The organism is Bacillus cereus group sp. BfR-BA-01311 (assembly GCF_022664295.1).
Taxonomy (GTDB): Bacteria; Bacillota; Bacilli; order Bacillales; family Bacillaceae_G; genus Bacillus_A; species Bacillus_A cereus.
In genome coordinates this window covers 17,764-30,018 of record NZ_JAKUHC010000022.1, presented here as the reverse complement: position 1 = coordinate 30,018, position 12,255 = coordinate 17,764, and the positions used below count along the sequence as shown (strand labels likewise).

Below are 12,255 nucleotides of genomic sequence, written 5' to 3'. Positions count from 1 at the left end.
TGTCAGTATGTCCAGTACTCTCATTATGTAAAACGAGCGCCCGATGAAAGGGAGAGGCATTCTCCCTCTCCACACTTCCATAAGCGACAAATAAAGCGGTTTATGCTTACATTTATTTTACGTTGAATCCTACCAACGGTAATGAGCAAATGCTTTGTTAGCTTCTGCCATTTTATGAGTGTCTTCACGTTTCTTAACAGATGCACCAGCGTTGTTAGCTGCATCTAAGATTTCGTTAGCAAGACGCTCTTCCATAGTTTTTTCACCACGAAGACGAGCGTAGTTTACTAACCAACGAAGACCTAAAGTTGTACGGCGTTCTGGACGAACCTCAACTGGAACTTGGTAGTTAGCACCACCAACACGACGAGCGCGTACTTCAAGAACAGGCATGATGTTCTTAAGAGCTTGCTCGAATACTTCCATTGGCTCTTTACCAGTACGTTCGTTTACGATATCGAACGCATTATAAAGAATTGTTTGAGATTTACCTTTTTTACCGTCAACCATCATTTTGTTGATAAGGCGTGTTACTAGCTTCGAATTGTACATTGGATCTGGTAACACGTCACGTTTCGCAACAGGTCCTTTACGAGGCATATTGAGTTCCTCCTTTCATTTTAAAGTTATTATTTTTTAGCAGGTTTTGGTCTCTTAGTACCATATTTAGAACGTCCTTGCATACGTTTGTCAACACCAGCTGTGTCAAGCGCACCACGAACGATGTGGTAACGTACCCCCGGTAAATCCTTTACACGACCACCGCGAATTAATACTACGCTATGCTCTTGTAGGTTATGACCGATACCTGGGATGTAAGCTGTAACCTCGATACCGTTTGTTAAACGTACACGAGCGTATTTACGTAACGCTGAGTTAGGTTTCTTTGGAGTCATTGTACCAACACGAGTACATACACCACGTTTTTGAGGTGCAGAGATATCAGTTGATTTTTTCTTTAAAGAGTTAAAACCTTTGTTTAACGCAGGTGATTTAGATTTCCATACTTTATCAGTACGACCATTTCTCACTAATTGGTTAATAGTAGGCATTTGATTATCCTCCCTTCGCATGTTTGTATGACCACATATCCAGGTGGTTCATTATTAGTTGAAAACAAAGTTTTTGCAAGGAAGAGCAAATGCTCTCTCCTCACAAAAACAGTTTTAACTTATTATTCCTATTGCTGAAGCTCCCACTTGAATCCCCGAAGCTTTACCAAGCTTACGAACTGATTCAACTTTTGTTATGGGCACGTTATATTGCATTGCAACACGAATGATAGCATGGGTTAACCGCATGTCAGCATCCTCTGCGATGACAACTTCTTTAACTGTACCATTTTTGATTGCCTCCAATGTGCGTTTATGACCAACGACTACATTTTCAGCAGTTGATACTTTTTGATAAGACATATAAATATCCTCCAAAGCATCGTTCAGGAGCAACCTTGATTATAGTAACATTTTGACTCATACAATGTCAACTAAGATTAATTGTTTTTATACAAAATTTATGCCGGAAAATTTTACTGTTCCACATAAACCTCATCGTTTTCTACATTCATGTCATCTTGTGTTGTTTTTACAAGATCCACTTTGCGATAACGATTCATACCTGTTCCAGCAGGAACAAGTTTACCGATAATAACATTTTCTTTTAATCCTAGAAGTTCATCGCGTTTACCCTTAATTGCTGCATCAGTTAAGACACGAGTTGTTTCTTGGAACGATGCTGCAGATAAGAATGAATCTGTTTCAAGTGAAGCTTTTGTAATACCAAGTAGAACAGGTCTAGCTGTTGCTGGTTGCTTACCTTGCAGTAAGACCTTAGCATTCGCATCAGTGAACTGATGGATATCTAGTAATGTTCCTGGTAATACATCTGTTTCACCTGCATCACTTACACGAACTTTACGTAACATTTGACGTACCATTACTTCTACGTGTTTGTCACCAATTTCTACCCCTTGCATACGGTATACTTTTTGAACTTCACGTAATAAGTATTCTTGAACCGCCGTAATGTCCGTTACTTTTAGTAATTCTTTCGGATCAATAGAACCTTCTGTTAACTCTTTACCGTGGCTAATTGGCTGTCCTGGAGTTACTTTCAGACGAGCACCGTAAGGAATAGCATACGTACGAGCTTCAACTTCACCCTGTACAACTACTTCTTGGCGATCTTTAACGTCGTTGATCGCTGCGATAACACCGTCGATTTCACTGATAACTGCCTGACCTTTCGGATTACGAGCTTCGAAGATCTCTTGGATACGAGGTAAACCTTGAGTAATATCATCTCCGGCAACCCCACCTGTATGGAATGTACGCATCGTTAACTGTGTACCTGGCTCACCGATAGATTGAGCTGCGATAATACCTACCGCTTCTCCTACTTCTACGTCTGTTCCAGTTGCTAAGTTACGACCGTAACACTTCTTACATACACCGTGGCGAGTGTTACACGTAAACGCTGAACGAATGTTTACAGTTTCAACACCCGAATTTTCAACGATATGAGCGATATCTTCAGTAATTAATTGATTTTCAGCAACTAATACTTCACCTGTTTCAGGATGTTTTACAGTTTTTCTTGCAAAACGTCCAACAAGACGATCATATAATGACTCGATAACTTCATTACCCTCTTTAATCGCACCAATTAATAAACCGCGATCTGTTCCACAATCATCTTCACGAACGATTACATCTTGTGCAACGTCAACAAGACGACGTGTTAAGTAACCAGAATCGGCAGTTTTAAGTGCTGTATCGGCAAGACCTTTACGCGCACCATGCGTAGAGATGAAGTACTCAAGTACTGTTAAACCTTCACGGAAACTCGATTTGATTGGAAGTTCGATGATACGACCAGATGGATTGGCCATAAGACCACGCATACCAGCAAGCTGAGTAAAGTTAGATGCGTTACCACGGGCACCTGAGTCACTCATCATGAAGATTGGGTTGCGTTTATTCAAGGATTTCATCAGTTTTCCTTGGATAACATCTTTTGCATTACTCCAAATAGAGATAACGCGATCGTAACGTTCTTCTTCCGTGATTAAACCGCGACGGAATTGTTTAATTACATTATCTACTTTTGCTTGTGCTTCGTGGAGAATTTCATCTTTTTCGCCTAATACAAGAATGTCAGATACCCCAACTGTAATACCAGCTTTTGTAGAGTACTTGAATCCTAAGTTTTTCATACGGTCAAGCATGCGAGACGTTTCTGTAATTTGGAAACGTTTGAACACTTCCGCAATGATGTTACCAAGGATCTTCTTGCTAAATGGCGCCACTTCTTCGCGACTAGCAATAATTTCTTTAATGTTCGCACCTTTTTCAACGAAATATTTCGCTGGTGTTTCTTTTTCAAGGTTTGAATTTGTTGGTTCATTAATATAAGGGAACGACTCTGGTAAGATTTCGTTAAATATTAATTTACCAACTGTTGTTAATAGAAGCATACTCTTTTGCTCTTCAGTAAATGTTGCGTTGTTTACTGCACTTGCAGCTACTGCAACACGTGTATGAAGATGAACATATCCATTTTGATATGCAAGCAATGCTTCATTTGCATCTTTGAAGACCATACCTTCACCGATTGCACCTTCACGCTCAAGTGTTAAGTAATAGTTACCTAATACCATATCCTGAGATGGAGTAACAACTGGTTTACCGTCTTTCGGGTTCAAGATGTTTTGTGCCGCTAACATAAGAAGACGAGCTTCAGCTTGAGCTTCTGATGATAAAGGTACGTGAACGGCCATTTGGTCACCGTCAAAGTCCGCGTTGTATGCAGTACATACAAGTGGGTGAAGACGGATTGCGCGACCTTCTACTAATGTAGGTTCAAACGCCTGGATACCAAGACGGTGAAGTGTTGGTGCGCGGTTTAGAAGTACTGGATGTTCTTTAATCACAGATTCTAAAACGTCCCAAACTTCAGGTTGTACACGCTCGATTTTACGTTTCGCACTCTTAATGTTATGTGCTAATCCTTTTTCAACTAACTCTTTCATTACGAAAGGTTTGAACAGTTCAAGCGCCATTTCTTTTGGTAATCCACATTGATACATCTTTAAGTTCGGTCCTACAACGATTACAGAACGACCAGAGTAGTCAACACGTTTACCTAATAAGTTTTGACGGAAACGTCCTTGTTTACCTTTAAGCATGTGAGATAGTGATTTTAATGGACGGTTACCTGGCCCAGTAACTGGACGGCCACGACGACCATTATCGATTAATGCGTCTACAGCTTCTTGTAACATACGTTTTTCGTTTTGAACGATGATGCTTGGTGCACCTAAGTCCAATAGACGTTTTAAACGGTTGTTACGGTTAATTACACGACGGTATAAGTCGTTTAAGTCAGAAGTAGCAAAACGTCCACCGTCTAACTGTACCATTGGGCGTAGTTCTGGTGGGATTACTGGTAGAACATCTAAGATCATCCAAGACGGTTCATTTCCAGAGTTACGGAATGCTTCTAATACTTCTAGACGTTTAATAGCACGAGTACGGCGTTGTCCTTGTGCTGTTTTTAATTCTTCTTTTAAGAAGTCTACTTCTTTATCTAAATCGATGTCTTGTAGTAGCTTTTTAATTGCTTCTGCACCCATAGCAGCTTGGAATGTGCTACCATATCGATCACGATATGCACGGTATTCTTTTTCAGAAAGTAATTGCTTCTTATCAAGTGGTGTATCTCCACTTTCTGTTACAACATAAGAAGCGAAATAAATTACTTCTTCAAGCGCGCGAGGGGACATGTCTAAGACAAGTCCCATGCGGCTCGGGATACCTTTGAAATACCAAATATGAGATACAGGAGCAGCTAATTCGATATGACCCATACGTTCACGACGTACTTTTGCACGCGTTACTTCAACGCCACATCGATCACAAACTACACCTTTATAACGTACACGTTTGTATTTTCCGCAATGACATTCCCAGTCCTTTTGTGGTCCGAAAATACGCTCACAGAACAAGCCATCTTTTTCAGGCTTTAACGTACGATAGTTAATAGTTTCTGGTTTCTTAACTTCACCGTATGACCAAGAACGAATCTTGTCAGGTGAAGCAAGTCCAATCTTCATATATTCAAAGTTATTTACATCTATCAAGGGGCCTACCTCCCTTTTAGTCTACAGGTTATCCCAATTATTCCTTAGTTGTCTCAACTTCGACATTCAATTTATCTGCTGATTGATGATCATCGTCATCTTCTGTATCACGCATTTCAATTTCTGTATCGTCGCTAGACATCATTTTAACGTCCATACCTAAACTTTGCAGCTCTTTAATCAATACTTTGAATGATTCAGGAACGCCTGGTTCTGGAACATTTTCGCCTTTAACAATTGCTTCATAAGTCTTAACACGTCCAACAACATCATCAGACTTCACTGTTAAGATTTCTTGAAGAGTATAAGCAGCACCGTAAGCTTCAAGTGCCCAAACCTCCATCTCACCGAAACGCTGTCCACCGAACTGAGCTTTACCTCCAAGAGGTTGCTGCGTTACAAGTGAGTATGGTCCAGTAGAACGAGCATGAAGTTTATCGTCAACCATGTGCGCAAGTTTGATCATATACATGACACCAACAGATACGCGGTTATCGAATGGTTCACCAGTACGTCCGTCATACAGGATTGTTTTCGCGTCATTTGCCATACCAGCTTCTTCAATTGTGCCCCAAACATCTTCCTCACGAGCACCATCGAATACTGGTGTTGCAATGTGAATGCCAAGGTATCTTGCTGCCATACCAAGATGAAGCTCTAATACCTGACCGATATTCATACGAGATGGTACCCCTAATGGGTTTAACATGATATCGATTGGCGTACCGTCTGGTAGGTAAGGCATATCTTCTTCTGGTAAAATACGAGAAATAACACCTTTGTTACCGTGACGTCCGGCCATCTTGTCACCTTCAGAAATTTTACGTTTTTGAACGATATATGCACGTACAAGTTGATTCACGCCTGGTGGCAATTCATCGCCATCTTCACGGTTGAATACTTTTACGTCTAAGATAATACCGCCACCACCGTGTGGTACACGTAGTGATGTATCACGTACTTCACGCGCTTTTTCTCCAAAGATAGCATGTAATAGACGTTCTTCAGCTGTTAATTCTGTTACACCTTTAGGTGTTACTTTACCAACAAGTAAATCTCCATCTTTTACTTCAGCACCAACGCGAATGATACCGCGCTCGTCAAGGTTACGTAATGCGTCTTCCCCAACGTTTGGAATGTCACGTGTAATTTCTTCTGGTCCAAGCTTCGTATCACGAGCTTCTGATTCATATTCTTCAATATGAATAGAAGTGTACACATCATCTTTTACAAGGCGCTCACTCATGATGATCGCATCCTCGTAGTTATAACCGTCCCAAGTCATGAAGCCAACAAGCACGTTACGTCCAAGTGCTAGTTCACCTAATTCCATAGAAGGACCATCCGCAAGGATTTCACCTTTTACAACTTCATTTCCAACACTTACGATTGGACGTTGGTTGTAACAAGTTCCTTGGTTAGAACGAATGAATTTTTGCATTTTGTAGCGATCTAAGTCGCCTTTTACTGTTTGACCGTCAACTTCTACATAGCGACGTACCCAAACTTCACGTGCTTCTACGCGCTCAACAATACCAGGATGTTTACAGATTACTGCAGCACCTGAGTCTTTTGCTGATACGTACTCCATACCTGTACCTACAATCGGAGATTCCGGATTCATTAACGGAACCGCCTGACGTTGCATGTTCGCTCCCATAAGTGCGCGGTTAGAGTCATCGTTTTCTAAGAACGGAATACAAGCTGTCGCTGCCGACACTACTTGTTTTGGAGATACATCCATGTAGTCGATGCGTTCTCTATTTGTGACAATGTTTTCACCACGGAAACGAGCTACGATATCTTCACTTAGGAATTCACCTTCGTCAGATAATTTCATATTCGCTTGGGCTACAACATAGTTATCTTCTTCATCTGCCGTTAAGTAATCAACATGCCCTGTTACAAGACCAGTTTCTGGGTCAACACGACGGTATGGTGTTTCAATGAAACCAAACTCATTTACTTTCGCGAACGAAGATAATGAGTTAATCAAACCGATGTTTGGTCCCTCTGGTGTTTCAATCGGACACATACGACCGTAGTGAGAGTAATGAACGTCACGCACTTCAAAGCCTGCGCGCTCACGCGTTAAACCACCAGGTCCTAATGCAGATAGTCTTCGTTTGTGAGTTAACTCTGCTAATGGGTTTGTTTGGTCCATAAACTGAGATAACTGAGAACTTCCGAAGAACTCTTTAATAGATGCAATAACAGGACGAATATTAATTAGTGCCTGCGGTGTAATTGCATTTGTATCTTGGATCGACATTCTCTCACGAACAACACGTTCCATACGAGAAAGACCGATACGGAATTGATTTTGTAACAGTTCTCCAACAGAACGCAGACGACGGTTTCCTAAATGGTCAATATCATCTGTATCCCCTACTTTGTATAGTAGGTTGAAGAAGTAACTGATAGAAGCAAGGATATCACCTGGTGTGATGTGTTTCACATCACGAGTAATGTTTGCATTACCAATTACATTAATTACGCGTTCGCCTTCCGACTCAGGAGCATAAATCTTAATAGATTGCAGCTCAACATCGCCTTCTACCACTCCACCCATTGGTTTCGCTGTTTTGAATCCAATGTTTTTCTCTAAGTAAGGTAAAATGCGATCAAGTGTACGACGATCTAAGATTGTTCCTTCTGCCGCTAAAATTTCACCAGTTTCTGGATCCACTAATGTTTCAGCTAAACGTTGATTAAACAATCTGTTTTTAATGTGTAACTTCTTGTTGATCTTATAGCGACCTACATTTGCTAAATCGTAGCGCTTTGGATCAAAGAAACGAGACACAAGTAAGCTCTTAGCGTTTTCTACTGTTGGTGGTTCACCAGGACGTAGACGCTCATAAATTTCAAGCAATGCTTTTTCTGTGCTATCTGTGTTGTCTTTTTCTAATGTGTTGCTTAAGTATTCGTTATCACCTAAAAGCTCGGTGATTTCTTGATCAGAGCCAAACCCTAATGCGCGTAACAAAACAGTTACAGGAAGTTTACGCGTACGGTCAATACGCACATATACAACATCCTTAGCATCTGTCTCATACTCTAACCAAGCTCCGCGGTTTGGAATTACAGTAGCAGTAAAACCACGTTTTCCGTTTTTATCCACTTTGCCACTATAGTATACGCTTGGAGAGCGAACTAACTGGGAAACGATAACACGTTCTGCACCGTTAATTACGAATGTTCCAGTCTCTGTCATGAGTGGGAAATCTCCCATGAACACATCTTGTTCTTTTACTTCACCAGTTTCCTTGTTGATTAGACGCACTTTTACACGAAGTGGTGCTGCATACGTCACATCACGCTCTTTGCATTCGTCTACAGAGTATTTAGGTTCACCTAAGCTGTAGTCGATAAATTCAAGCGATAGATTTCCCGTAAAGTCTTCAATCGGAGAAATGTCTTGGAACATTTCTCGCAAACCCTCATCAAGAAACCACTGATAAGAAGAGGTTTGAATTTCGATAAGATTTGGTAACTCTAATACTTCACTAATACGGGCATAACTTCTTCGTTGGCGGTGGCGTCCGTATTGAACTAGTTGACCTGTCAACTGCTTCACCCCTCAAATCATGAGTATTATAAATGCACAAAAAAATTTGTGCAAAATCACAAATAAATACAACTACTGCTATTAGCGTAGTCTCTTTCTCTTAAAGATAAATACGTTGAGTCTTTCTACCTGCTCAAAAAAGAAAAATGGCTTCTATAAGAAAACCATCATTCTGTTTCATAATCTGCTGATTTTACTATCTTTTCCAAGAGAAACAAAAATATACATCTTTCTCAACGCAGAAAATCATATATTGGCATTGTATAATGTTAACATAGCCAAAAATAACCGTCAACGTTTTTTTGATTTTATGATATAATATCCTTTTTTCTTTTCTACAACCTCAACTTCAGAAAATACTTCTTCTAGTTTTTTTAGCGCAGACGGTGCACCTTGTTTCTTTTGAATAACAATCCAAAGTTCTCCACCTGGAACTAAATACTCCACAGCTTTTTCTAAAATCTCATGTACGATATCTTTACCCGCACGAATTGGAGGGTTAGATAGAATAGCAGCATACTTACCATCTACATTTTCATAGACGCTACTTTGAAAAATACGTATATTCTCGATTTTGTTATTAGCGGCGTTTTCTTTCGCAAGCCCAAGTGCCCTCTCATTCACATCCACCATGTGAACTTCACGACCTTGAAACTCTTTCGCTAACGACAAACCAATAGGACCGTATCCGCAACCTACGTCTAATATATTACCTTTAATATCTGGCATTTGAAACGCTTCAATTAAAAGACGGGAACCAAAGTCCACTTCGTTTTTCGAGAACACCCCATGGTCAGATAAGAAAGTAAATCGAGATCCACGAAGGACAAACTCCCATCGCTTACGATCACTTTTACTAGAAGGGTCGTTAGAAAAATAATGGTCTGCCATATGGCCACCTCTTTTCTTTACAGTTAAAAAAAAAGCTCGCATGAGAGCGAGCTTTTTTTAAAGCATCAAAAGTTAATTACTTAACTTCTACAGCAGCGCCAACTTCTTCAAGTTTAGCTTTGATTTCTTCAGCTTCTTCTTTAGCAGCAGCTTCTTTGATTACTTTTGGAGTGTTGTCAACTAATTCTTTAGCTTCTTTTAAGCCAAGACCAGTGATTTCACGAACAACTTTGATAACTTTGATTTTTTGTGCACCAGCGCTAGTTAGTTCCACATCAAATTCAGTTTTCTCAGCAGCAGCTTCTCCAGCGCCACCAGCAACAGCTACAGGAGCAGCAGCAGTTACGCCGAATTCTTCCTCGATAGCTTTTACTAAGTCGTTAAGTTCTAATACAGTCATAGATTTAACTGCTTCAATGATTTGTTCTTTAGTCATTGTAAATATCCTCCCTTAAATAGGTTTGTATTGTTTTATCGATAATACGTAATTATCTTTTAAAAAATTAAGCGCCTTGCTCTTCCTTTTGATCTGCAACTGCTTTAGTAGCAAGTGCAAGGTTACGGATTGGAGCTTGAAGAACGCTAAGAAGCATAGAAAGTAAGCCTTCACGTGATGGAAGAGTAGCGATTGCTTTAACCTCATCAAGTGTTACAAGTTTACCTTCGATTACGCCCGCTTTAATTTCTAAAGCTTCATGATCTTTAGCGAAGTCGTTTAATACTTTCGCAGGAGCAACTACATCCTCGTTACTGAACGCGATTGCGTTTGGTCCTGTTAAGAATTCATTTAACTCAGCCATTTCAGCAGATTCTGCAGCACGACGAGTTAGAGAGTTTTTGTAAACTTTGAACTCAACGCCAGCTTCACGTAATTGCTTACGTAATTCTGTTGCTTCAGAAACTGTTAAACCACGGTAGTCAACAACGATTGTAGATTTACTAGCGCGAAGTTTGTCCGCGATTTCAGTTACAACTTGTTGTTTAGTTTCGATTACTTTGCTCATGTTATTACACCTCCTGTAGATTATATAGAAGATGTACCGAAAGTGCACTAAAAACCTCCATGCCCAACTTGTAGACATGGAGGCATATAGTCACAGAAAAAAGATTCCGCTTCGTATATTAACACCTAGGTAGGAAATTAAGTCTATTGACACCTACTGTCTACGGTACACTAATTAAATTCACAACATAAATGATTATATTAAAACTTCTTTATGAAGTCAACTTCCAAAATTTACGCTAATGTAGAAACGTCTACACGTACGCCAGGTCCCATTGTAGAAGCAACTGTTACGTTCTTCATGTAAGTACCTTTTGCAGCAGCTGGCTTAACTTTTTGTAAAGTGTCAGCAATTGTTTTGAAGTTTTCTACTAATTTAGCATCTTCGAAAGATACTTTACCGATTGGAACGTGGATGTTACCAGCTTTATCAACGCGGTATTCAACTTTACCAGCTTTGATTTCGTTAACAGCTTTAGTTACATCGAAAGTAACTGTTCCAGTTTTAGGGTTTGGCATTAAACCTTTAGGTCCTAATACGCGACCAAGTTTACCAACTTCACCCATCATGTCAGGAGTTGCTACTACTACATCGAAATCGAACCAACCTTGTTGGATTTTACCGATGTAATCAGTATCGCCTACGAAGTCAGCTCCAGCAGCTTCAGCTTCTTTAGCTTTTTCACCTTTAGCAAATACTAATACACGTTGTACTTTACCAGTACCGTGTGGAAGAACAACTGCACCACGGATTTGTTGGTCAGCTTTCTTAGGGTCAACACCTAAACGGAATGCAGCTTCTACAGTTGCATCAAATTTAGCTGTGTTTGTTTTCTTTACTAATTCTACTGCTTCTGTCGCAGAGTAAGCAGCTGCACGATCAACAAGCTTTGCAGCTTCTACGTACTTTTTACCTCTTTTAGCCATTTTTATTTCCTCCTCGAATGTGGTTTTAGCGGAATAACCTCCCACGTTTACGCCTGTTTTCAGGTATAACCTGAGGATGAGCGCCATCCATTTATTTAAAAACGATAATCATTTACGATAATAAAGGTTGCGAATTGGAATTCCAGACCCGCAACCTTTTTTAAAAACAAATCGAATTAGTCTTCGATAACGATGCCCATACTGCGTGCAGTACCTTCAACCATACGCATTGCAGCTTCTACGCTAGCAGCGTTTAGGTCAGGCATTTTAGTTTCAGCGATTTCGCGTACTTTATCACGCTTAACAGTTGCCACTTTATTACGGTTTGGTTCACCAGAACCAGACTCAATACCAGCTACTTTCTTAAGAAGAACAGCAGCAGGAGGAGTTTTAGTAATGAAAGTGAATGAACGGTCCTCAAATACCGTAATTTCAACAGGGATGATAAGACCAGCTTGATCTGCTGTACGAGCGTTAAACTCTTTACAGAAGCCCATGATGTTAACACCTGCTTGTCCTAATGCTGGACCAACTGGTGGAGCTGGGTTAGCTTTACCTGCAGGAATTTGAAGCTTTACCATTTTAATTACCTTTTTAGCCACGAGACACACCTCCTTAAGTCCGTGATGTGGTCAATTGGACAGTGATTTGCCCTCCCACGTCATATTTTATCTGTAAGGATAAAATCTTTCAAAAAACGTCTCCGATAACGAAGACGTACTG

The 12,255-nt window shown here is 40.3% G+C and carries 10 protein-coding genes and 1 other annotated feature; all 10 genes read right to left on the bottom strand.

From position 1 onward, the window contains the following. Window positions 1-129: 129 nt before the first annotated feature. The 10 genes from rpsG to rplK all read right to left on the bottom strand — a co-directional run bounded on the left by rpsG (window position 130) and on the right by rplK (window position 12,134). Complete coding sequence (gene rpsG / locus MR136_RS26610) at window positions 130-600, bottom strand: 30S ribosomal protein S7 (protein ID WP_001137491.1); 471 nt, start codon at window positions 598-600, stop codon at window positions 130-132. Between the two features lie 29 nt (window positions 601-629). Further along, window positions 630-1,052, bottom strand: coding sequence for a 30S ribosomal protein S12 (rpsL, locus tag MR136_RS26605; protein WP_001142341.1), 423 nt, complete (start codon window positions 1,050-1,052; stop codon window positions 630-632). A gap of 114 nt (window positions 1,053-1,166) precedes the next feature. Continuing rightward, on the bottom strand, window positions 1,167-1,415 hold the full coding sequence (locus tag MR136_RS26600; protein WP_000121837.1) for a 50S ribosomal protein L7ae-like protein: 249 nt from the start codon (window positions 1,413-1,415) through the stop codon (window positions 1,167-1,169). Between the two features lie 113 nt (window positions 1,416-1,528). Beyond that, complete coding sequence (gene rpoC / locus MR136_RS26595) at window positions 1,529-5,140, bottom strand: DNA-directed RNA polymerase subunit beta' (protein ID WP_000567939.1); 3,612 nt, start codon at window positions 5,138-5,140, stop codon at window positions 1,529-1,531. 37 nt (window positions 5,141-5,177) lie between these two features. Next, the gene (rpoB, locus tag MR136_RS26590) at window positions 5,178-8,711 is read right to left on the bottom strand and encodes a DNA-directed RNA polymerase subunit beta (RefSeq protein WP_000147551.1); all 3,534 of its coding nucleotides are present in this window, start codon (window positions 8,709-8,711) and stop codon (window positions 5,178-5,180) included. Window positions 8,712-9,002: 291 nt separating this feature from the next. Beyond that, window positions 9,003-9,602 carry a class I SAM-dependent methyltransferase gene (locus tag MR136_RS26585; protein WP_000763289.1) on the bottom strand — a complete coding sequence of 200 codons (600 nt, stop codon included), beginning with the start codon at window positions 9,600-9,602 and terminating at the stop codon, window positions 9,003-9,005. Window positions 9,603-9,678: 76 nt separating this feature from the next. Next, window positions 9,679-10,038 carry a 50S ribosomal protein L7/L12 gene (gene rplL, locus MR136_RS26580; RefSeq protein ID WP_000159736.1) on the bottom strand — a complete coding sequence of 120 codons (360 nt, stop codon included), beginning with the start codon at window positions 10,036-10,038 and terminating at the stop codon, window positions 9,679-9,681. A 67-nt stretch (window positions 10,039-10,105) separates the two neighbouring features. Further along, window positions 10,106-10,606: a 50S ribosomal protein L10 gene (gene rplJ / locus MR136_RS26575; protein ID WP_000048716.1), complete on the bottom strand. Its 501-nt coding sequence runs from the start codon at window positions 10,604-10,606 to the stop codon at window positions 10,106-10,108. Between the two features lie 39 nt (window positions 10,607-10,645). Beyond that, window positions 10,646-10,790: a sequence feature (ribosomal protein L10 leader region), on the bottom strand. A 49-nt stretch (window positions 10,791-10,839) separates the two neighbouring features. After that, a complete protein-coding gene (gene rplA / locus MR136_RS26570; RefSeq protein ID WP_001987630.1) occupies window positions 10,840-11,532 on the bottom strand; it encodes a 50S ribosomal protein L1 in 693 nt (230 codons plus the stop codon). A 176-nt stretch (window positions 11,533-11,708) separates the two neighbouring features. After that, window positions 11,709-12,134 carry a 50S ribosomal protein L11 gene (rplK, locus tag MR136_RS26565; protein WP_001085872.1) on the bottom strand — a complete coding sequence of 142 codons (426 nt, stop codon included), beginning with the start codon at window positions 12,132-12,134 and terminating at the stop codon, window positions 11,709-11,711. Window positions 12,135-12,255: the final 121 nt, after the last annotated feature.